A 22,288-nucleotide genomic window follows, 5' to 3' on the forward strand; every position below is an offset into this window, starting at 1 on the left:
CCGCCGGAGTGGTCTGGTCGCTGATCTTCGCCCCCGCCGCCCGCACCGGAGGACCGGTCGACGTCGAAGCCGCAGGCGGCACGGTCGTCATCACCCCGGGCGAGTCCCTGCCACCCCTGCTCGACTCACCGCCGCCTCCCCCGTCTTCCCCGAAGACCACCGCGGCGCCCACCCCGGCACATAAGCCCACGTCGGCCCGAAAGTCCACGCCCGAGCAGAAGCCCACACCCGGGCAGGCGTCCACGCCCGGGCAGAGCCCTCCGCCGCGGGCCGCCTCGGCGTCACCGGCCCCGCCGTTCGTGAGCGTCGCCGGCACCGTGGACGTGGGGTACGCCAGGCACGGCACGGCGTCGATCACCTCCACTTCGGGGACCGTCCGCTGGAGCGCGGCCGGGTCCGCCTACGTCACCGCCTCACCGTCCGGCGGCACCCTCCGCGACGGCGAGCGCGGCCGGTTCCGCCTCACCCTCGGCGGCCTGACGCCGGGCACGAGGTCGGACTGCGACCGGCCGCTGAGCACCTACCTCACCATCACCTGGTGGGGGCGGAACAAGGGCGCCGAGGGCTCCGGCAGCGCCACGGTGACCATCGCCTACAAAAAGCCCTGCCCCAAGGGTTCGTAGCCTGTCGTCGAGCGGGCGTTGAACGCTCCCGGTCAGACCATGCACGGCCGGCGACGGTGCCGGCCGAGCCGGCGCGGCGCCGGTCGCAGGCCGAGGCGGAGCCCGGCCGAAGTGGCGTCCAACATAATAGGGATAACCGGGAATTGCGAGGCGTTGACATCGATCGCATATCGCGGCGAAACTTCCTGGGGGGCAGGTGGTGACCCCGGTTGTTTCGAGGTTGTTCCGAGTAGCGTCAATCGATGTGTTGTCCCCTCACCGATGATGGGTAATGCGTAGAGCCTCGTGGCAGTAACCGCTCGTAGCAAAGTACCTGGACGTTGACGGTCCCTTTCGCCTGCCGGGTGTTCTCGCCTGTCCGGGGGCGGAGTTCCGCCGTTCATGCGTCGCCGTCTCGACTCGTTTCCGAAGGCAGGAGGGTGTCGCGGTCGTGGCTGCCGTGGTGCGTCCATAGCCAAATGTCGAGTCGGTCTCGTCTTTTCTCGATGAATCGGAGATTTGATGCGCGTAGCCCTGCTCACCACGACTCAGCATGGTCACCTGAACCCCTATATTCCGGTGGTCAATGCGCTCCAGGCCGCCGGCAGTGAGGTCGCGCTGCTGCTGTTGTCCGCGGACGGTGGTGCGCTCGACGAGCGGCGTCGCCAGGCCTTGGGCAAGGCACAGGTCCACGCGATCGGGCAGGTTCAGATGGCGCCGTGGAGCGGCGACCCGGCGAAGATCGGCCCGATGCTCGAGTCGTCGCCGGTGGCAGAGCAGACGGCCGACACCCTCGGTGCGACGGCGCCGGACTTCGTGCTCGTCGATTCGCTGCCGGTCACGGCGTCGGCGATGGTCGGCGCACAGGCGTCCGGCGTGCCGTACGGGATGATCTGGGCCAACCTGGGCGGAGTATGCCCGGCCAAGCATCGACAAGGCCGCTGGGCGTACGACGAGCAGGTCGGCGACTATCTGACCAGGCACGGGGTGGCGTGGTCGACCCTGACTCATTCGGCGCGTTCGCCGATCCTCAATCTGATGCCGACGATCCCCGCTCTCGTCGGGGAGGACGGGGTCACCGACGACGGTGTGCAGTTGGTCGGGTTGCCCGGTGCGGCGGGGACCCGCGGCGACGAGGTCGCCTTCTCGGGCCTGGATCAGATCGACCCCGGCCGCCCGGTGGTGTACGTCTCCTTCGGCACGATCTTCTACCGGCGGCCGGACCTTCTGCGCACGGTGATCATCGGGGCGGCGGCGACCGGCGCCCAGGTGATCGCCTCGGTAGGAGATCTCGCCGAGGAGCTCGCGCTGCCCGACGAGGTGCTCACCGCCCCGTATCTGCCGCAACGTGAGGTGCTCGAGCGCGCCGATGTGTTCATCACCCATGGCGGATACAACTCCGTGGCCGAGTCGATCAGGGCGGCCACACCGATGCTGGTGATTCCGCTGGCCGTCGATCAGCCCATCCAGGCGTACTTCGTGGCCAGCGCGGGCTTCGGGACGGCGTTGGAGCCGGCCGGCGTCACCGAGCAGACGGTCGCCGACGCCATCGCCGATCTGCTCGATCCAGCCCAGGGCTACCGGGCCCGGCTGCGCGCCGCGCAGCCGGAGTGCGGCGATTCCGCCGCGCGCACGACCGAGCTGGTCCTCAGCACGGTCGAGACGTTACAGCGAAAGGGGCAGCAGTGACGATCGAACTGCAGCGGCCGGTGGGCGACCCGATCGTGATCGATGATCTGGAGCGCCTCTCGTTCCAGGTTGATCGCCGCGCCTACACCGACGAGGACCTGGCCGCACAGGAGATGACCAGGATCTTCGATCGCTGCTGGTTGTACGTCGGACACGAATCGGAGGTGCCCGGGCCGGGCTCCTACGTGGCGCGCGACGTCGGCGGGCGCCCGGTGGTCATGGCGCGCGGGTCCGACGGGGTGGTCCGGGTGTTCGCCAACAGTTGCACGCACCGCGGGGCTCTGATCTGCTCGCAGCCGGCCGGGCAGACCCGATCGTTCCGGTGCCCGTACCACGACTGGACCTTCTCCAACCAGGGCGACCTGGTCGGGGTCCCGATCCCGGACGGGTACGGGCCGGGCTTCCGCAAGGCGGACTTCGGCCTGGCTCGGCACCGTAGTGACACCTACCGCGGTTTCGTGTTCCTCACCTTCGATCCGGAGCAGCCGCGCACCTTGACCGAGTACCTGGCGGGTGCGACGGAGTACCTCGATCTGATCGACGACCAGTCCGAGGTCGGGATGGAGGTGATCCAAGGCGCGCAACTCCACGGGGCTCGGGCCAACTGGAAGCTCATGATGGAGAACAGCGTCGACATCTACCACTTCCGGGCCCTGCACAAGCGCTACGTCGGCTACATGGAGTCGCTGGGGTCGGTGCCACCGCGACGGCGAGGCGGCTTCGGCCGCGCCCTCGGACTGGGACATGGTGCCAACGAGCTGCCACCGGCGGCGGCCCGCCCGCTCGCCTACTGGACGCCGATGTTCGGCGAGGAGGTCCGGCCGCGGATCGAGGCGACGGCCGCACGGTTCGTCGACCGGTTCGGCGCCGAACGCGCCGAACGGATCACCGGCACCAATCGCGCGGTGCTGATCTTCCCCAACCTGATGATCATCGACGCGATCGCGATCACGATTCGCAAGATCGACCCGGTCGGCGCCGGCCAGATGGCCATCACCTCGGTCGCCCTGGCCCCCAAGGACGAGGACCCGGACATCCGGGAACTGCGCAAGAGTCACTACCTGACCTTCCTCGGCCCCGCCGGCTTCGCCACTCCCGACGACATCGAGATCGTCGAGTCGTGCCAGCGGGGTTACCTCAACCGCACGGTCCGCTACTCGGACCTGTCACGCGGCATGAACAAGGAGGTCCCGGAGACGACCGACGAGCTTCCCGCCCGCGAGTTCTGGCGGCAGTGGGACCGGCTGATGCACGGCGACGACGGTCACCTCGAGGTCGCCCACCGGCCCGAGATGCGAGGGGCGCGATCACGATGACCACCGAGCTGACGGTCGACGAAACGGCCCAGGTGCGGCTGTGGCACCAGGTGAGCCGGTTCCTTTTCCGTGAGGCGCGGCTGCTCGACGAGTGGCGCCTGCGCGAGTGGTACGACGAGATGCTGACCGGCGACATCCGCTACTCGGTGCCGGCCACCGATGTCCGCGGCGAGAGGGCCGACGCGCTCGGGCTCATCGACGACGATGCCGCCCGGCTACGCCAGCGGATCGAACAACTCCTCAACGGCGAGGTGTGGTGCGAGAACCCTCGGTCGCGCACGAACCGCATGATCGGCAACGTGGAGATCCTGACCGACCGGGGCACGCACCTGGACGTGGCGGCGAATGTCGTCGTGTACCGGTTCGGGCACGGGCGCTCTGACACCTACGTCGGAAAATGCCGGTTCGAGCTCGTGATCGAGGGCGAGTCGTTCCGGATCAGGAGACGGGTCGTGGTGCTCGACCACGAGACGTTGTACGAGCACGGAAAGCTCAGCATCATCCTGTGAGCGGACGGTGACCGCGGCGGGCCCCGGCGGCGCCCCACCCGTTGCCACCGCCCGGCCGAGTCTCCCGCGCGAGGTCTACGTCCTCAGTGTCGTCGGTGGCTGCGTCATGCTGGGCCTGGGGCTGGTGGTCCCGGTGCTCCCGGTGTACGCGGCGACGTTCGGGGCCGGGCCCGCCCAGATCGGAGCGATCGTCGCTCTGTTCGCGTTCCTGCGGCTGGCCACCAGCCCGTTGTGCGGCCGGCTCGGAGTTCGTTTCGGCGAGCGGCGGGTGCTGGTCGCCGGCCTGCTGCTCAGCGCGCTTTCCTCGGCCCTGATGGCGTTCGCCGGGTCCTACGGACAACTACTGGTGTTCCGCGGTCTCGGCGGCGTCGGCTCGGTGCTGTTCTCGGTGTCCGCGCTGGCGACCCTGCTCGCGGTCGCGCCGCACGACCAGCGGGGCAGGGCCGGCGCCGTGTTCGAAACGGGCTTCGTGCTCGGCGGGATCTGCGGGCCGGCACTGGGCGGGCTCCTTGCCTCCGTCACCCTGTCCGCGCCGTTCATGGTCTACGCCGTGCTGTTGCTGGCCGCCGCGGCGCTGACCCTGACGGTGCTGCGCACCGGTGGAACCGCCGGCGCCGAGCACGGCCGTGAGGTGGTCGGGCTACCGGCGCTGCTGCGGGATCGGCGCTACGTGGTGGCCTGCCTCGCGGCGCTGGCGCAGGGATGGGTCCTGTTCGGCCTGCGCGGCGCACTCATCCCCGCGGTGGTCGTGGCGTGGGGGCATGACGTGACGTGGGTCGGGTGGGCGTTCACGATATCCACCGTCGTCCAGACGCTGCTGATCGTGCCGGCCGGCCGGGTCGTCGACCGCGCCGGCCGCCGGCCCGCCATGATCGCCGGCACGGGTGTGGCCGCGGCGGCGATCACGGCCCTGGTGTTCGTGGACGACTACGCCTGGCTGGTCGTCCTGCTCAGTGTGTACGCGGCGGGAACGGCGCTGCTCAACGCCGCACCGGCCGCGCTGATCGGCGACGTCGTCGCCGGCCGGGGCGGCAGTGGCGTCGCCGTCTTCTCGATGTGCATCGATGCCGGCGCCGTGGTCGGACCGGTCCTGGTCGGCCTCATCGCCGAGCGGGTGAGTGTTCCGGCCGCCTTCGGCAGCGGCGCCGCGTTGCTGGCCGTCGCCTTCGTGGCGTCGTGGACGTTGACAACTGTCGGCCAAAACCAAGGAGTTGATCGATGAACCAGCCCTCTGCCCGGCATGAGCAGGGTGAGGCCATGTTCAAGCAGGTCTTCGGCCGCGAGCCGCGTCCGGGTTCCTACCCGGAGTTCCTGCGGATCACCGTCGACCACCTGTTCGGTGAGATCTGGACCCGCCCGCACCTGAGCGTCCACGAGCGCGAACTGGTCGCGCTGACCGCGGTGGCGCTGGCTCGCACCGATTGGGAGCTGCGCGGCCACATCGGTGCCGCCCTGCACCTGGGGATGTCGCGGGAGAAGATCATCGAAGTCATCATCCAGCTCGCCTACTACGGTGGCTGGCCGGTCGCCAACAACGGGCTGCGCGTCGCCCAGGAGGTCTTCGCCGAGTTAGACGGCGACAGCGGGAAGGACGCCGACCATGACCACTGAACCTGCTGCGACCACTGAACCCTCTGCCCTCGACCCGGCCGAGAAGGTCGACCTGTGGCGCCAGCGGTTCTTCGAGGCCCAGGCCGCCGCGGAGGAGTTCGTCCTGGGAGAGCACGGCGAGGAAGGGCTGGCCGCGTGGATCCAGGCCAACTCCCGCATCACCGCCAAGCTCCTGCAGGCGCAACGGCCCGCCGGAGTCTCCGCCACCGATCACTTCATGACCCGGCTGCAGCGTCAGCTGATGCTGTACGACTCGGCGGTGACCAGTGAGCCCCGGCCCTCGGGCACCGTCCTGCGCAACGCCGACTGCGGGATCCTGCGGTACCGCAAACGGGCCGCCCGCGCCGGCGTCGTCCTGACGTTCTCCTCACCGTGCTCCTACTGCCAGGAACTCAACACCGCCATCGCCGCCCGCTACGTGGAACCGGAGGTCACGGTGTCGTGCGAGCAGGCGGGCGACGGGTGCACCTGGCGCGCGGAGCCCGCTCAGGCGGAAGGAGAGGACGCGGCCGGGTCACCGCAGCGCGGACGCGCCGGCGATTGAAGCACCGGCAGCGCCGTGCGGCCGTCGGCCGGCGACCGGCTGCCCTCGAGCGTCATGCCGAGTTGCCGGCCCACGGCCACACACATGTCGAGCGCCGCGGTGCGGGTCAGATCCTGATGACCGCTCTGGGTGAAGCACGCCGACGCGATGTTCTTGTTGCGCAGGCGCAGGAACCACGGGAACAACGATCCCAGTGCGGGCTCGGTCAGCATCGTGCGCGAATGCACGATGGTGCCCACCAGCAGGTTGCCGAACGGGCGGTGCGTGGCGTTCATGAAGCTCTTCAGGCGCTCCTGGAAGATCTTCAGCACGGAGGGCACGTTCCCGGCGTACACCGGCATGGCCAGCAGCATCCCCTGCGCGCCCTCGGCCAGATCGACGACGTGCTCGAAGTCGTCGTCGAGGGTGCATCGGCCCACCTCGGGATCAAGGCAGGTGTCCTCGCCTTCGCACATCGCGATGCGGTGGTCGATCAACCGGATGTGCTGGATCTGGGCGTCACCGACCTCCCGGACGACGCCGCTGATCGCCGCCTCGAGCAGGGCGTCGGTCAGCGACGGCAGACGCTTCTGCGTACAGGACAACGCGACGATCTTCACGTAAGGGCCTCCTCTGTCCGCCCAAGACGGGCACCTGACGAAGCCCCCGTGGCTGCGCACTGAGGCAGCCTCAAAATACCCACCTCGGGTGTGCCTGCGGAAGGGGGCCGGCGAAGGCCGGACCCCTTCCCAGGTCATGCCAGGCTGTCGAGCCAGGCCCGGTGCAGGTCGGCGTAACGGCCGGCTTCGCCGATGAGACGCTGCGGGGGGCCGTCCTCGACGACGCGGCCGGCCTCCATGACCAGCACCCGTTCGGCGATCTCCACCGTGGACAGGCGGTGGGCGATGATGAGGGCGGTGCGCCCGGCCAGGACGGTGCGCAGGGCGCGCTGGACCAGGCGCTCGCTGGGGACGTCCAGACTGGAGGTCGCCTCGTCCAGGATCAGCACGGCCGGGTCGGCCAGGAAGACCCTGGCGAAGGCCACCAGCTGCCGCTGACCGGCCGACATGCGGCCGCCGCGCTTGCCGACCTGGGTCTGGTACCCCTCCGGGAGCGCCGCGATGAACTCGTGCGCGCCGATCGCGCGGGCCGCCTGCTCGATGTCGGCCAGGGTGGCGTCCGGACGGCCGAACCTGATGTTGTCCGCCACCGTGCCGGTGAACAGGAAGTTCTCCTGCGTCACCATCACCACGGCCCGCCGCAGCGTGGCCTCCTCCAGGTCGCGCAGGTCGACCCCGTCGAGCAGGACGCGGCCGGCCGTCGGGTCGTAGAAGCGGGCGATCAGCTTGGCCACGGTGGTCTTGCCCGCGCCGGTCGCGCCGACCACCGCGACGATCTGCCCAGGAGGGATCGACAGGTCCAGCCGGGGCAGGACCGGCACGCCGTCGATGTAGGAGAACTCGGCGGCCTCGAACCGCACCTCGCCGAGCGGACGCTCCAGCGCGACCGGACGCCCGGGCTCGGCCACGGCGGGCCGCTCCTCCAGCACGCCGGACAGGTTGGACAGCGCCGCGCCGGCCGACTGCAGGGTGTTGTAGAACTGGGAGATCTCCTGCATCGGCTCGTAGAACTGCCGCAGGTACAGCAGGAACGCGGCCAGCACGCCGACGGTGACCGCGTGGTGCAGCGCGAGCCAGCCGCCGTACAGCAGGACCACCGCGACGGTGATGTTGCCGATCAGCTTGATGCCCGGCATGAACACCGCGACCAGGTGCATGCTGCCGGCGTTGGCGTCCCGGTAGCCGGTGTTGAGCTCCTGGAAGATCTCCTGGTTGCGCGGCTCCCTGCGGAACGCCTGGACCGCCCTGATGCCGGTCATCGACTCCACGAAGTGCACGATGACCAGCGCCACCGCCTCGCGGGTCCGGCGGTAGACGATGCTGGACTCGCGCCGGAACCACCGGGTGAACAGCAGAAGGACCGGCAGGGGCACCAGGGCGACCGCGCCGAGCGGCAGGTCGAGCACCAGCAGCAGACCCGCGGTGCCGAACAGGGTGAGCACGGCGGTGACGATGCTGTCGAAGCCCGACTGGAGCATCTCGGCGATCGCGTCGATGTCGGAGGTGAGCCGGGCGATGACCCGCCCGGAGGTGTAGCGCTCGTGGAAGGCCAGCGACAGCCGCTGGAAGTGGTCGAAGACGCGGCGGCGCAGCTCCAGCAGGATGTCCTGGCCGATCCGCCCGGAGATCTGCAGGAACGCCTGGCGGGTGAACGCCTGGGTCAGCGTCGCGGCCAGGATCGCCGCGACCGAGGCGACCAGCGTCCCGGCGCCCTGGTGCCGCAGCATCGGCGGGATGCCGGCGTCGATGCCCACCTTCACCAGGTACGGGATCGCCAGGCCGGCCGCGCTGGAGAGCACGATGACCGCGATCAGCGTGGCGATGGCCCTGCGGTGGGGGCGCAGCAGGTCGCCGAGCAGCCGCCGCGACCGCGCCCGCAGCAGCACCGACACCTTGTCGGGCAGGTCCTCCTTCTTCTCCGCGGCGACGCCGCGCCAGCGCCCGGGTTCGACCGGCGCGCCCGCCGGCGCGCCCGCGTTCACGGGGGTCATCGCAGCGCCTCCCGCTGGTCGAGGTCGGCGTCCTGCGCGAGCAGTTCCCGGTACTCCGGGACCGTCGACAGCAGTTCCTGGTGCCGGCCGACATGGGTGATGGTGCCCTCGCGCAGCAGAGCGACCTTGTCGGCGAGCAGCACGGTGGAGGCGCGATGCGCCACCACCAGGCCCGTCGCCTCCGCCAGCACCGCGCGCAGCGCCTGCTCGACCAGAGCCTCGGTCTCGACGTCGAGGGCCGACAGAGTGTCGTCCAGCACCAGGATCCTCGGCCGGCTGAGCACCGCGCGGGCCAGGGCGAGCCGTTGGCGCTGGCCGCCCGACAGGGACATGCCCTGCTCGCCGATGCGGGTGTCGAGCCCCCAGGGAAGGTCGTAGGCGAAGGTGGCCTGGGCGATCTCGAGCGCCTCGCGCAGTTCGTCGTCACTCGCCTCGCCCCGGCCGAGGGTGAGGTTCTCCCGCACGCTCATCGAGAACAGCGTCGGCTCCTCGAAGGCGGTGGCGACCACCGACCGCAGCGCCGGCAGTTCCAGGTCGCGGATGTCGCGGCCGTCGATGGTGACCCGGCCCGCGGTGACGTCGGCCAGCCTCGGCACCAGGGCGGTCAGCGTCGTCTTGCCCGAGCCGGTCGCCCCCACGATCGCGACCGTCTCGCCCGGGCGCACCTCCAGCCAGACGTCGCGCAGCACCGGCCGGTCGTCCCCGGCGAAGCGGAAGCCGACGCCCTCGAACCGCAGGTGCCCGCGCGGCCGCTCGATCACCTCCACGCCGCCGACGATCTCCGGCTCGGTGTCCAGGACCTCCATGACGCGGTCGGCGGAGGTCATCGCCTCCTGGGCCATGGCCAGGATGTAGCCCAGCGACGCGATCGGCCACACCAGCTGGAGCATCAGCGTGGTGAAGGCCACCAGCGTGCCGAGCGTGAGCGACCCGGCGCCGACGGCCAGCGCGCCCAGCAGGAGCACCATGGCCAGGGTGACGTTGGGGATCACCTCAAGGAAGGTGAAGAAACGCGACGCCAGGCGGACCTTGTCCATCGAGACCCGGTGAACCTTCCGCGCGGCGGCGTCGAACTCGGAGAACACATGCGGCCTGCGGCCGAACGCCTTGATCGTCCGGATCCCGAGCGCGGCCTCCTCCACGTAGGTGGCGATGTCGCCCTGCATGTCCTGCACGTCGCGGGAGATGCGGCGGTACTTCTTCTCGAACCGCAACGACACCGCGAAGATGGGCACCGCGGCGGCGACGATGAGCAGGCCGAGCGGCCAGTACATCCGCATGAGCAGCACGGTCACCGTGGCCAGTTGCAGGATGTTCATGACCAGGAACAGCAGGCCGAATCCGGAGAACCGCCTGATCGTCGACAGGTCGGTCGTCGCGCGCGACAGAAGCTGGCCCGACTGCCATTCGCCGTGGAAGCTCATCGGCAGCAGTTGCAGGTGCCGGTAGAGGTCGTCGCGGATGGCCGTCTCCAGGCCGAGCACGGCCTTGGTCTGCATCCACCGGCGTACGAAGGTCAAAAACGCCTCGGTGACGCCGAGGGCGAGGGCGAGCAGTCCGAGCGGGAGCAGGGCGTCGCCGTGGCCGTGGCCGACCGGGCCGTCGATGATGTCCTTGCCGACCAGAGGGATCGCGGTGCTGGTGGCGATGCCGGCGATGGTGGCGAGCCAGATGGTGACCAGTCGGGGGACGTAGGGGCGCAGGTAGGGCATGAGCCGCCGCAGTGAGCGGGATCTTGTTCCGCGGCGCTTGTCCGGGGAGTCGGGGGCAGGGCCTGGGTCTGTACCGTCGGAGGGCATGAGGAAGCGGCATTCCTTAGGGGTAGGCGCGATGGACAGGGCGGACGGGCGCTCGAGGGGTGTCGCGGCGGCTTCGGGGGCGCGCGTGGGCAGCCACGGCCGCGGGCGTCACCTTCACCCTCCAAGCCTTCTACTCCCCCGAGCAACCGATTTTCGACACGCGCGCGATTCCCGGCATCCCGGGCGGGTGGTCCGGTGTTGGCATACCCACTCGGCGGACCCGCCCCACTCCGGCGCATCGGCGCCGCCCTCGGGCCCGGCGCCGATGCCGGCGGCGCTCAGGCCGCCCGTTGACGCGGGCCGGTCAGGGATTGGCGGCCAGGAACAGGTAGGCGGCGCACAGGGCGAGGTGGACGGCGGCCTGCAGGAGGGTGGCGCGGCCGGGCATGACGGTGAGGATGCCGACGCCGGCGGTGAGGGTGAGCAGCACGATCTGGGTCGCGCCGAGCCCGAGCAGCAGCGGGCCGCCGAGCCAGATCGAGGCCACGGCGATGGCGGGGATGGTCAGGCCGATGCTGGCCATGGCGGAGCCGAGGGCGAGGTTGAGGCTGATCTGGACGCGGTCGCGGCGGGCGTTGCGGGCGGCGGCGAGGGTTTCGGGGAGCAGCACCAGCAGCGCGATGACGACGCCGACGACGGAGTGGGGCAGCCCGGCGGCGGCGACGGTGTGCTCGATGGTCCCCGACTCGACCTTGGCCAGGCCGACGACGGCGACGAGCGCGGCCATGAGCAGGGCGAGGCTGATCAGGGGGGCGCCGGCCGCCGAGACCGGGCCACCGGAGCCCTTGGGGCCTTCGGGGCCTTTGGAGCCCTGGGAGCCGGCGCCGGGGACGATGGGGGCGGCCGGCGGTTCCCCGGAGGGCCGTTCCCCGGGGGGGCGTTCTCCGGTGGGCGGTTCCCCCGTGGGACGGGCGCCCTCGGGCGCGCGGGCAGGGACCGGCGGGGCGGCGGCGGGAGCGGCCGGTGCGGGCGGGGCAGGGCGAGCGGCGGGCGGCGCCGGCGGGGCGGATGGAGCAGGTGCAGCAGATGGGGCGACGGCCGTGGTGGCGGTGAGGAAGGACTCGCGGTGGCGGACGTTCTGCACGAAAACGAACAACGAGTACAGAATCAGGGACGCCACGGCGGCGAAGGCCAGCTGCGGCGTGGAGAACTCCGGGCCGGGGGCGCTGGTGGTGAAGGCGGGCAGCACCAGGCAGAGGGTCGCCAGAGTGATGACGGTCGCCAGGGCCGCGCCGGTGCCCTCGGGGTTGAACCGCGCGGTGCGCGAGCGCAGGGTCACGATCAGCAGTGACAGCCCGACGATGCCGTTGCAGGTGATCATCACGGCGGCGAAGACGGTGTCGCGGGCCAGGGCGGCGGTGGCGGGGCCGCCGGAGATCATCAGGGTGATGATGAGTCCGACCTCGATGATGGTGACGGCGACCGCGAGGACCAGCGACCCGAAAGGCTCTCCGACACGGTGGGCGACCGCCTCGGCGTGATGGACCGCGGCCAGCACCGAGGCGGCCAGCAGCGCCACGACGACGACCTCCACGACGGCGGGCAGGTCGCGCCCCCACACCGCGCCGAGTGCGAGGACCGCCACGATCGGCACGATCGCGGCGGCCAGATCCAGCGGCGAGCGGGCGGTCGTGGCCGCGACCGGCGGAGTGTTCACCACGAGCCCCCGTCGATTGAGATGGCCGGTGCACTCCCCCGCCGGCGACCGTACCGCCTGCCATTCTAGGCGGCGTGGTCACCGGCGGCCCCCGCGCGCGTGCCCGTGGGCTGCGGCATCACACCGCCACGCCCGGTCCGCCGCGGCCATGACCAGCTCAGCGATGTCCTTTATGTGACGTCCATCTCGCCGCGCCGGCCTCCGTCGCCGCCGCGCGGCCGAGCGTGCGGTCGAAGACGGTCAGCAGGAGGTAGAGCACGCCGGCGGCGAGCAGCGCCTCGCGCGGCGCCGGATCGCCTGGCCGGTCGTCATGGGCCTGCGCCGGCCGGATGCCCGGTGGTGTAGTGCCGCAGCCGGGGGGCGGCCCAGGCGATCGCCGCCACGGTCGCGGTGGTGAGCAGGCCGCCGGCGCAGACCACCGTGCGGGGGCCGTACGCCGCGGCAGCCGCCCCGTGCACCAGGTTGGCGATCTGCGGCCCGCCGATGAGCACGACGGTGAGTGCTCCCTGGATTCGGCCGCGCATGGCGTCGTCGGTGTGCGCCTGGGTGATGGCGTTGCGGAAGGCGCTCAGCACGCAGTTGGCCGCGCCGCCGAGGACGAGCGCCGCCAGAGCCGCCCACAGATGCGGCGCCAGCCCGAGGACCACGACGGTCAGGCCCCACACGGCGGCGGCCGCCGCCATGAGGGCGCCCTGGCGGCGGGCGTAGGTGAAGGTGCCCGACAGCAGGCCGGCCGCGCAGACCCCGGCCGGGTAGGCGGCGTACAGCAGGCCCAGTTCCACGCCGCCTCCGGCAGGACCGCCGTAGGTGTGCCGGGCCAGTTCGGGGAACAGCGCCACCGGCATGCCGAAGACCATCGCCGCCAGATCCACCGCCAGCACCGCCACCAGCAACCGGCCCGCCGCCAGGTGGCCGAAGCCCGCCCACACCTGCCCGGCCACCGACCGGTTCCGGCGCCGCCCCGCGCCGTCGAGGGGAGGCGGCAGGGGCGGCAGCGCGGCGACGGCCCACACCACGGCCGTCAGGGCGACGGCGTCGAACAGGTACAACGGGCCGATCCCGACGAGCGGGATCAGCGCGCCGGCCAGCACCGGGCCGCAGATGGCCCCCGCATAGCGCACCAGCGTGCCGAGACTGTTCGCCGCCGGCAGCAACTCGGCCGGGACCAGGCGGGGCACCACGGCGCCCATCGTGGTCATGATCGCCCCGTAGGTCAGCCCCTGGCACGCCACCAGCACCAGCAGGACCGGGATCGAGGTCGCGCCCAGCGCCGCCTGGATCCACAGACCCGCGTACGTCAGCGCCAGCCCGCAATCGGCGGCCAGCAGCAGCCGGCGCCGGTCCATGACGTCGGCCAGGCAGCCGCCCCACAGCGCCGCCACGACCAGGGCGACGAACGAGACCCCGGCGGCCAGGCCCACGGCCGCCGACGAACCGGTCACCGTGAACAGCTGCGCGGGCACGGCGACCACGCTGAACGAGCCGCCGGCCGCGCAGACCACCGAGGCGGTCCACAGCCGCCGGTAGGACGCGATGGCCAGCGGGCGCCGGTCGACCGCGCGGAGGCCGAGCGACCGGACCGCCGCGGCGGTCACCGTCCGCTCCCGCCGTCACGGCCGGCCGCGACGGGGGTCTCCAGCCTGACCACGTCGGCGACCACGCAGGCGATGTTGTCGGGGGCGCCGGCCGCGTACGCCTCGGCGATCAGGGTGTCGAGCACCTGCTCGGGGCCGCCGGGGCCGTTCAGCGCCTCGCGCAGCGACGCGGGGGGCACGACGGTGGACAGCCCGTCCGAGCACAGCAGGTACCGGTCCGCGGCCAGGGCCTCGTGCAGCGACAGGTCCGGCTCGGCGGCGCCGGCGCCGGTGAGCGCCCGCACCAGCAGCGAGCGCTGCGGGTGTGAGACGGCCTCCTCGGCGGTGAGCCTGCCCTCCTCGACCAGCGAGCGCACGTAGGTGTGGTCCTGGGTGATCTGGAACAGCTCCCCGCCGCGCACCAGGTAGGCCCGGGTGTCGCCGATGTGCACCAGCGCCAGCCGGGACCCCGACCACAGCAACGCGGTCAGCGTGGTGACCGCCTGGCCCGAGGGCGTGGAGGCGGCGATGTCCTTGAGAGCGCGTTCGGCGTCCTCGATGGCGTCGGCGAGCGCGCCGAGCAGACCCTCCGCCGGCACGGCCAGGGTCTCCAGCGGCTTGAGCGCCTCGACGGCCGCCGCGCTCGCGCGGTCACCGCCCGGGCCGCGGACGCCGTCGGCCACCGCCAGCAGCCGGGCGCCGGCGTAGGCGGTGTCCTCGTTGCTCGTGCGCACCAGGCCCGACTCCGACCGGGCGGCGTAACGGATGCCCAGCATGGTCGCGGCGTCCTCCACGGCGCTACCCCTTCCCGACAGGTAGTCGACGAGGAAGGTGGCAAGGCGCCCACGGGCGGCGGTCTCGGCCCGCACCTGGTCCCAGTAGCGGGCGACCTCCTCGGCCGCCGCGGGCGCGGGCAGGTCGCACACCCGGCGGATGCGGGCCAGCGGCATGCCCACCCGGCGCAGCCAGGCGATCAGCCGGGCCCGCTCGAGCTGCGCCGGATCGTAGAACCGGTATCCCGACTCGCCGTCGACCGCGGCCGGCCGCAGCAGGCCGAGCTCGTCGTACAGGCGCAGCGCTTTCGGTGACAGCCGGGCGGCCCGGGCGAACGCCCCGATCGTCAGCAGCTCCCCCACCAGTCCTCCTCGTCCCGGCCACCGCGGCCGGTGCCGACGATGCTGTGGCTTCACCCAGGGGAAAGGTCAACACCGCGCCACCGTTCCGGCCGGCGCTCGCGCGGTCAGATGGGGCGGGCGCGCAGGTGGGCGCGTTCGCCCTGCGGGCCGAACAGGGCGAGCAGCTCGACGGCTTGGTCGTCGGCCGGGCCCATCCAGTGCGGGACATGGGTGTCGAACTCGGCCACCTCGCCCGGCTTGAGCACCAGATCGCGCTCGCCCAGCAGCAGCCGCAGGCGGCCGTCCAGGACGTAGAGCCACTCATACCCCTCGTGCGTCTGCGTGACGGGCTCGGCGGCGTCGCACCGTGGCGGAATGACCAGTTTGTGCGCCTGCACCCCGCCGACCCGGCGGGTCAGCGGCACGATCGTCATGCCGTGGCGGCGCACCGGGCGCAGATGCACCCGCGGGTCGCCGGTCTGCGGCGCGCCGACCAGCTCGTCGAGGGGAACCCCGTACGCGCGGGCGAGCGGGAGCAGCAGCTCCAGGTTCGGCCGCCGGGTGCCGCTCTCCAGCCGCGACAGGGTGCTCTCGGAGATGCCGGTGGTGCGTGACAGCTCCGCCAGCGTGAGGCCGCGCCCTTTGCGCAGCTCGCGCAGCTTCGGGCCGATCGCCGCCAGGACGTCCTTCAGCTCTCCCATGGCCCCACCTTGCCGAAACGGCACGACGAATTGCAACCGGCGCGGAGGCGAGGCCACCATCGAGCCCACGTCCGGCCCCCCGCTCGGGTCCCCATCTCGGCGTCCCGCGCCCCACCATCGAGAAAGGCGGCCTCATGCACCACGACACGCCCGGCGCCGGCCGCACCGGCGAGGCCGGAGACTTCTGGGAGAACCTCTACAGCGGCCGCGAGCAGGTGTGGAAGGGCGATCCCAACCCCCTGCTGGCCGAGACGGCGCGGAGCCTGGCGCCCGGCGCCGCGCTGGACCTGGGGTGCGGCGAGGGCGGGGATGCCGTCTGGCTGGCCGCCCACGGATGGCGGGTGACCGCCGTCGACATCTCGCCGACCGCTCTGCGCCGCACCACCGCCCACGCGGCCACCACCGGCGTCGCCGACCGCGTCACCACCGAGCGGCACGACTTGGCCCGCACCTTCCCCACCGGCGCGTTCGACCTCGTCAACGCCCAGTATCTGCAGACGCCGTTCGAGTTCCCCCGCCCATGGGTCCTCCGCCAGGCCGCGAACGCGCTGAGGCCCGGCGGGCTCCTGCTCATCGTCGACCACGGCTCGGCACGCCCCTGGGCCTGGGACCCCGATGTTGACGCCCACTTCCCGGCCCCCGGGGACATCGCCGGGGAGATCGGTCTGGACCCCGCCCGCTGGCGGCCCGAACGCCTCGACCGTCCCCAGCGCCAGGCCACCGGCCCGGACGTCCAGACGGCCACCGTTACCGACACCGTCATCACCATCCGCCGCCTGACCCCCTGACCCCCTGACCCCCTGACCCTGACCCCTCCCCCTGCCCCCGGACAGCCCTCCCTGACCTGCCTACTTCGCTGACCTCCCTGTTCCCCTGACCTCCTGATCTCGTGTGCCCCCGGATGGCTTGCCCCCTTCGTGCCTTCACCGGCTCGACGCTTCGACCCCTTGCCCGCCTGGCCTCCGGACTCCCTCGCCCCGCCCTTGTGATCCTCTGATTTCCCGGCCGCCCCACGGCCAGGCGGCCCCCGGGACCCGGTGGCGATCTTGCGAGGGTGACCGCCGGTCGCCCGCCCCCGTCGGAGGACGACCGGCGCACGCCTCGACCGCCGCCCGTCCCCCCCGGACGGACATGCGGCCGGCGCTCCTGCCACCGAACTCTCGCTGTGCCGGCTTTCGCACGGACCGGCGGCGAAGATCCCCTGGTGCGACCACCGCAGGGCGAGGAAGAGGCCCCCGCCCGTCAGGCGCCGCCCGTCCCCCGTGGATGACGTGCCTGCCGATCAAGGGTGCTCTTCCCGGCGTTCCTTCCTATGGGCGCGGGAGCGGAGCCCGTCCCGCCATAGGCGCAGGAGCAGAGCCCGTCCCGCCGGTCGCGCGCCCTGGGCGCCGTCAGCCGCCTTCCTGTACCTGGAAGATCTCGTCGGCGACCAGCCCGTGCGCCGCGCGGTGCACCGCGGCCGCCGCCTCGGCCGAGGGCGCCTCGACCAGGCAGAAGATCCTGCCCTGCCCCTCGTCGACCCAGTACCGCAGGTAGCTGACGTCGTGGCCCGCCTGCTGCTGCAGGTCGGCCTTGTGCGCCTGGGCGACGTCGGCCATCGCGACGCCCCCGGCGATGGTGTGCACATCCATGTAGAGCGGCATTCCGGCTCCTGTCTCGTGGTGAGTCCCGCCAACCGTAGGGACGGGGGCCGCGGGGCCGGATGGGGAGCGGTTCCCTATGTTGCGCCGCGTGCTCCCCAGATTTCCGCCGTGCCGCCACGCGCCCCCGCCGTGCCGCCACGCGGCCCCGGTGTCCGGGCCGATCCGCCGTGCCCGGCCGGCTCCTCCGCGGCGCCGCCGGCCGGTCCGGCCACCGTCCGGCCGGCCGGCCCCTGCCTGGTCCCACCGGCCGTCGCCGGGACCTTGACGTCGGCAAGGCCGAGACGGACGGCCTGGTCGGCGGCGGCGCCGCGGCTCGGGGCGCCGAGCTTGGCGAGGATCGCCGAGACGTGGTGGCCCGCGGTCTTGACCGAGATGAACAGCTTCGCGGCGATCTCGGCGTTGGTGTGCTGCGCGCAGACCAGGGCGAGCACCTCACGCTCGCGCCGGGTCAGCCCGGAGGGATGCTCCCGGGTGGCCGCCCGCGGCCCGGCCGGCAGCGACCGGACGCCGAGCCCGCGCAACTCCTGACGGACGATGCGGGCCGCGGGGAAGGCGCCCAGGCCGGTGAACACCGCCAGGGCCTCACGCAGCTCCGGCTCGCCGCCGGCGCCGGACAGGGCGAGCGCGGCGTCGTAGCGGCAGTCCAGCTCGGTCCAGGCCCGCGCCGCCGCGACGGGCTCCCCGCCGAGCTCCAGCCGGTACGGCTCGGGCACCTCCCCCTGCGGCGGACGCGGGGACCCGGTCCGCACCAGCCAGACGGCGACCGCGCCGCGGTCCCAGGGGTCGCAACCGGCCGAGACGTCGTGGGCCAGTTCGGCCTCGCGGCGCGCCTCCCCCGTCCTGCCCTCCAGCCAGCACGCCTCGGCGCGGCTCAGCCGGACGGGCACGATCTGCTGCGGCTCGCCGGTGCGGTCGGCCAGCACGGCCGCCTCCTCCAGGTGCTCCCACACCCCCGGCTCACCCCGGCGGGCCAGCACCGAGCCGATCCTGCGCACCGTGCACAGCCGGTTGGACGGGGACGCGCCCACCATGGCCAGGATGCCCGTGCTGATCGACAGCGACTCCTCCCAGCGCCCGTCGCGTTCCATGACGGTGGACCGCTCGCTGCGCAGGCACGTCCCGTAGGAGGCGAGGTCGTGCTCGTCGCAGTAGGCGATGCCCTCGGCCAGGTAGCGCTCGGCCTCGGCGAACCGCCGCCGGCCGTTGTGCAGGGCGGCCAGGTTGGCGTACGCCCTGCCCACCTGGTCCTGGTGCCGCCCGGCCAGCGCGATCTCCAGCGCGCGGCGCATCAGCCCCTCCCAGTCGCCGCCCCGGGCCCAGGCGCACGCGGCGCGGGTGTTCAGCGCGTCGCTGAGCACGTCGGTGGCGCCGAGCCGCTCGGCCAGCTCCTGGGCCCGCAGCGCCGCCCCCTCCGCAGCGTCCAGTTCGTAGCGCAGCATCCGCTGGTTGGCGTAGGTGGCGTACGCCCAGGCCAGCTCGACGCCCGGCCCGAGCGGCTCCAGGAGCGACACGGCGGTCTCGGCGGGGGCCCGTTCCCCGTGGCACATGTTCCACATGATGCGCGACAGCCGCCGCAGCGCGTCGCCCTCCCGTAGCCGGTCCCCCGCCTTGCGCCACTCCACCAGGGCGCGCTCGCACGCCTCGGCGGCCTCGTGCCACTGGTCGAGCAGCGCCGCCTCATCGGCCAGCCCCTCGCACAGCTCGGCGAGGGTCGTGGCGTCCGTACCGGCCGTGTCGGCCGCGAAGCGCAGTGCCCGCCGGAACTGCGCCGCGGCCTCGCGGTGGGAGGACAGCCACGCCGCGCGGCGGGCGGCGGCGGGCGCGTGACGCAGGACCGCGGCCGCCTCACCGGCCGCCTCGGCGTGGAAGGCCATCCGGGCGTCGTCGTCGCAGCCGAGGGATTCGAGCGCGGTGAGGACCCGGCCGTGGACGGTGCGGGCGCGGTGGGCGGGCACCGCCTCCTGCACCGCCAGCCGGGCGATCTCGTGACGGAACCGCAGCCACTCGCCGTCCCCGACGACCAGCCCGCACGCCAGCAGCTCGTCCACGGCCGGGCCCGGGAACGGGGTCACCGCCTCCAGCAGCCGTGACTCGACCCTGGTGCCGGTCAGCGCCGCGACGTCGAGCACCTGACGGGCCGGGCCGCTCAGCCGCGCCGCGCGCGCCAGCACCGCGTCCCGCGCCGAACCCGGGATCTGTGATGACCCGGGCGCGTGCATGCCGGCCCGCACGACCTCGGTCACGTAGAAGGGGTTGCCGCCGGTCAGCCGGTGCAGCGCGCAGGCGTCGGCGCCGCTGCCCGCGGCCAGCTCCCGTACCGCCTCCGCCGACAGCGGCGCCAGGCCGATGCGCCGGGTCGACCGCTGCGAGGCCAGACCGCCCAGCGTGACGCGCAGCGGATCGGACGGCGCCATGGCGTCGTCCCGGTAGGTCGCGATGAGCAGCAGCCCGGTGCCGCGCAGCCGCCGGCCGAGGAAGCTCAGCAGGTCCAAGGTGGCCTCGTCGGCCCAGTGGACGTCCTCCACGACGACGGCGTCCAGCGCGTGCGGGTCACCGACTTCGCGCAGCAGCCCCCGGAACAGCTCCTCGCGGCCGGCTCCGGCGCGGCACAGCTCCTGCAGGGGGCCGCCCAGCCGGTCGGCCAGGTCGAACAGCGGCCCGAGCGGGCGCGGGGTGAACAGCCCGTCGCACGACCACCGTGCCGACGGCAGGTCCCGCTGGAAGCGCTCGACCAGCGCCGACTTGCCCACCCCCGCCTCGCCGGCGACCAGGACCAGCCGCCCCTCACCCCGCGCGGCCTCGGCCGCGTACTCGGCCAGCGACGCAAGCGACGACTCCCGCTCCAGCAAGCGCATCCCCGTAGTATCCGCCACCGCCGCGCGGCCGGTACGGGATCGCCCCGGCCTCCGGCGGCACGAGCGGCCGCCGCTGGGCGCGAGGAGCGGGGAACGGGGTCTACCCGCCGGCGGTGAACCCGCCGGCGATGATCTCCAGCAGGGCGGCGTGCGTCGGCTGGTCGGCCGCCACGACCAGACCGCCCGCGCCGGTGTGCGCGGGCTCGCCGCGCAGACCGGTCACCACGCAGCCGGCGGCCCGGCACAGCGCGATGCCGGCCGCGAAGTGCACGCTGTCGCGCAGGTGGCCGTCGGTGAGGTACGCGGCCCGCCGGCCGGCGGCCACCCAGGTCACCGCCAGGGTGGTGGAGACCACGCGGGGCCGGAACCGCGCGGCGAAGCCGGGGTCGGCGAGCACGCGGACGGCGCGGAAGCCCGGCTGGTTCGGGAACGGCGGATCGAGGTTGAGGTCCACCAGCCGCGACTCCGCCGAGGGCGCCAGCGCCTGGTCCACGCCGTCGCGGCGGACGTAGGCGTGCTCGCCGCCGGTCCAGAACACCTCCCCGGAGAACGGGTCGGCGCAGGCGGCCACCGTGACCTCCGGCCCTTCGCGCAGGGCGACGTTCACCGCGACCAGCATGCCGCCCGTGGCGTAGTTCAGCGTGCCGCACAGGGGGTCGACCAGCCACACCCGCTCCGCGCCGGCGGAGCCCGTGCGCCCGCTCTCCTCGCCCACCACCGCGTCGTGCGGACGGGCGGCGCGGATGACCTCCACGATGGCCTTCTCCGCCTCGATGTCGGCGGCCGTGGCGAAGTCGTCCCCGGACTTGCGTACGCGCGTCATCGACGCGCCGTACATCGCGCGCACGACGTCGGCTCCCGCCTGCGCCGCCGTCCGGGCCAGTTCCTCATCGGTGATCGCCATGCGCGCAGCATAGAGGCCGCGGCGCGGGTGGCCGCCTCAGCCGTCCTGGACAGGGGCGGCGCGGCGGGCGGCGACGGCCAGGCGGGTCTCCTCCTGGACCAGGTCGGCGTTGATCGCCGCGGCCGCGCGCATCCCGGCCGCCGCCGCGGTGACGACCTGGCCCATCAGGTCGGTGACGTTGCCGGCCACCCACACTCCGGGCACACCGGTGGCGCCCATGGGATCGGCGTCGAGGCGGGTGCCCACGACGTGACCGCCCAAGGACTGCTCGACCGGCTCCAGGCCCAGGCCCGCGAGCGCTCCGGTGCGGGCCGACAGGTGCGACATCACCACCAGGGCGGTGCAGGGCACCACCCGGCCGTCGGCCAGCCTCACCCCGGTCAGCCGGTCGCCGCCGACCTCCAGCCCGGTCGCCTCGCCCTCGACCACGGCGATGTCGCGGGCGGCCAGCCGCTCACGGTCGCCCGCCGAGGGCTCGGGCGCGGTGTGCAGCAGCAGGGTCACCCGCGGGCTCCACTGCCGCCACAGCAGGGCCTGCTCGGCGGCCAGGGCGCTGGTCGCCAGCACGGCGATCGGCTGGTCGCGGACCTCCCACCCGTGGCAGTACGGGCAGTGCAGCACGTCGCGGCCCCACCGCTCGGCCAGTCCCGCCACCTTGGGCGGCTCGTCGGCCAGGCCGGTCGCCACCAGCAGCCGCCGCGCCCGGACCGGCGAACCGCCGGCCGGCACCACGCGGAAACGGCCGTCCTTGGTCCGTTCGACCGCGATCACCTCGCCGGAAAGGACGCTGCCGCCGTACCGGGCGACCTCCGCGCGGCCCTCTGCCAGCAGCCGCGCGGGCGGCGTCCCCTCGCGCCCCAGGTAGTTGTGCACCGCCGCGGCGGGGGCGTTGCGCGGACCGCCCGCGTCCACCACCAGCACCGAGCGGCGCGCCCGGGCCAGGGTCAGCGCCCCGCTCAGCCCGGCCGCCCCGCCGCCTACCACCACCACGTCGAAGTCCCGCTCCCGCTCGTCGGGAGCGGTCCGCGCCGTCTGTTCGTGCCTGTCGGTCATGTCCGGCACCTCCGTTCGCCGCAGATGCTCCGCCACCGTTCGCCGATCGGGCAAACCCTCTTGCCGATCTGGCAAGGTAAAAGTCCGCCAAAGCATGCGAGGGCCCGGCGCCGCCCGCGGCGCCGC

The 22,288-nt window shown here is 73.1% G+C and carries 18 protein-coding genes and 1 pseudogene; 8 read left to right on the forward strand and 11 right to left on the reverse strand.

Going from position 1 to position 22,288, the window contains the following annotated elements; translation table 11 throughout:
• From ACWEN6_RS30480 to ACWEN6_RS30510, 7 genes and pseudogenes are all read left to right on the forward strand, one after another.
• A pseudogene (locus ACWEN6_RS30480) lies at positions 1-623 on the forward strand (hypothetical protein); the annotation flags it as partial.
• Between the two features lie 501 nt (positions 624-1,124).
• On the forward strand, positions 1,125-2,291 hold the full coding sequence (locus tag ACWEN6_RS30485; protein WP_452575007.1) for a glycosyltransferase: 1,167 nt from the start codon (positions 1,125-1,127) through the stop codon (positions 2,289-2,291).
• Positions 2,288-3,607: an aromatic ring-hydroxylating oxygenase subunit alpha gene (locus ACWEN6_RS30490; RefSeq protein ID WP_452575009.1), complete on the forward strand. Its 1,320-nt coding sequence runs from the start codon at positions 2,288-2,290 to the stop codon at positions 3,605-3,607. Before ACWEN6_RS30485 ends, ACWEN6_RS30490 begins: the two co-directional genes overlap by 4 nt.
• Positions 3,604-4,116, forward strand: a complete 513-nt coding sequence (locus tag ACWEN6_RS30495; RefSeq protein ID WP_452575011.1) for an aromatic-ring-hydroxylating dioxygenase subunit beta — start codon at positions 3,604-3,606, stop codon at positions 4,114-4,116. The genes ACWEN6_RS30490 and ACWEN6_RS30495 overlap by 4 nt, the downstream gene beginning before the upstream one ends.
• Positions 4,117-4,123: 7 nt before the next feature.
• Entirely contained in the window at positions 4,124-5,338 is a 1,215-nt protein-coding gene (locus tag ACWEN6_RS30500; protein ID WP_452575013.1) for an MFS transporter, read from the forward strand.
• Positions 5,335-5,727, forward strand: a complete 393-nt coding sequence (locus ACWEN6_RS30505) for a carboxymuconolactone decarboxylase family protein (RefSeq protein WP_354852562.1) — start codon at positions 5,335-5,337, stop codon at positions 5,725-5,727. Before ACWEN6_RS30500 ends, ACWEN6_RS30505 begins: the two co-directional genes overlap by 4 nt.
• Positions 5,717-6,271, forward strand: coding sequence for a hypothetical protein (locus ACWEN6_RS30510; protein ID WP_452575015.1), 555 nt, complete (start codon positions 5,717-5,719; stop codon positions 6,269-6,271). The genes ACWEN6_RS30505 and ACWEN6_RS30510 overlap by 11 nt, the downstream gene beginning before the upstream one ends.
• Here the strand turns inward: ACWEN6_RS30510 and ACWEN6_RS30515 are convergent.
• From ACWEN6_RS30515 to ACWEN6_RS30545, 7 genes are all read right to left on the reverse strand, one after another.
• Positions 6,214-6,870, reverse strand: a complete 657-nt coding sequence (locus ACWEN6_RS30515) for a flavodoxin family protein (protein ID WP_452575017.1) — start codon at positions 6,868-6,870, stop codon at positions 6,214-6,216. The genes ACWEN6_RS30510 and ACWEN6_RS30515 overlap by 58 nt on opposite strands.
• A 134-nt stretch (positions 6,871-7,004) precedes the next feature.
• On the reverse strand, positions 7,005-8,861 hold the full coding sequence (locus ACWEN6_RS30520; protein WP_452575019.1) for an ABC transporter ATP-binding protein: 1,857 nt from the start codon (positions 8,859-8,861) through the stop codon (positions 7,005-7,007).
• On the reverse strand, positions 8,858-10,573 hold the full coding sequence (locus ACWEN6_RS30525; RefSeq protein ID WP_452575021.1) for an ABC transporter ATP-binding protein: 1,716 nt from the start codon (positions 10,571-10,573) through the stop codon (positions 8,858-8,860). Before ACWEN6_RS30525 ends, ACWEN6_RS30520 begins: the two co-directional genes overlap by 4 nt.
• A gap of 391 nt (positions 10,574-10,964) precedes the next feature.
• Positions 10,965-12,317, reverse strand: coding sequence for a calcium:proton antiporter (locus ACWEN6_RS30530; protein ID WP_452575023.1), 1,353 nt, complete (start codon positions 12,315-12,317; stop codon positions 10,965-10,967).
• A gap of 308 nt (positions 12,318-12,625) precedes the next feature.
• A complete protein-coding gene (locus ACWEN6_RS30535; RefSeq protein ID WP_452575025.1) occupies positions 12,626-13,912 on the reverse strand; it encodes an MFS transporter in 1,287 nt (428 codons plus the stop codon).
• Positions 13,909-15,027, reverse strand: coding sequence for a MerR family transcriptional regulator (locus ACWEN6_RS30540; protein ID WP_452575027.1), 1,119 nt, complete (start codon positions 15,025-15,027; stop codon positions 13,909-13,911). Before ACWEN6_RS30540 ends, ACWEN6_RS30535 begins: the two co-directional genes overlap by 4 nt.
• A gap of 104 nt (positions 15,028-15,131) precedes the next feature.
• Positions 15,132-15,707 carry a helix-turn-helix domain-containing protein gene (locus ACWEN6_RS30545; RefSeq protein ID WP_452575029.1) on the reverse strand — a complete coding sequence of 192 codons (576 nt, stop codon included), beginning with the start codon at positions 15,705-15,707 and terminating at the stop codon, positions 15,132-15,134.
• 134 nt (positions 15,708-15,841) lie between these two features.
• Between ACWEN6_RS30545 and ACWEN6_RS30550 the strand changes: the two genes are divergently transcribed.
• On the forward strand, positions 15,842-16,495 hold the full coding sequence (locus ACWEN6_RS30550) for an SAM-dependent methyltransferase (protein WP_452575031.1): 654 nt from the start codon (positions 15,842-15,844) through the stop codon (positions 16,493-16,495).
• Between the two features lie 603 nt (positions 16,496-17,098).
• Here ACWEN6_RS30550 and ACWEN6_RS30555 read toward each other — a convergent pair.
• From ACWEN6_RS30555 to ACWEN6_RS30570, 4 genes are all read right to left on the reverse strand, one after another.
• A complete protein-coding gene (locus ACWEN6_RS30555; RefSeq protein ID WP_452575033.1) occupies positions 17,099-17,350 on the reverse strand; it encodes a DUF4242 domain-containing protein in 252 nt (83 codons plus the stop codon).
• Between the two features lie 74 nt (positions 17,351-17,424).
• Positions 17,425-20,205: an ATP-binding protein gene (locus ACWEN6_RS30560; RefSeq protein ID WP_452575035.1), complete on the reverse strand. Its 2,781-nt coding sequence runs from the start codon at positions 20,203-20,205 to the stop codon at positions 17,425-17,427.
• A 100-nt stretch (positions 20,206-20,305) separates the two neighbouring features.
• Positions 20,306-21,109 carry an inositol monophosphatase family protein gene (locus ACWEN6_RS30565; RefSeq protein WP_452575036.1) on the reverse strand — a complete coding sequence of 268 codons (804 nt, stop codon included), beginning with the start codon at positions 21,107-21,109 and terminating at the stop codon, positions 20,306-20,308.
• Between the two features lie 36 nt (positions 21,110-21,145).
• Positions 21,146-22,162: an NAD(P)/FAD-dependent oxidoreductase gene (locus ACWEN6_RS30570; protein WP_452575038.1), complete on the reverse strand. Its 1,017-nt coding sequence runs from the start codon at positions 22,160-22,162 to the stop codon at positions 21,146-21,148.
• Positions 22,163-22,288 lie beyond the last annotated feature (126 nt).

This window comes from Sphaerisporangium sp. NPDC004334 (assembly GCF_053602655.1).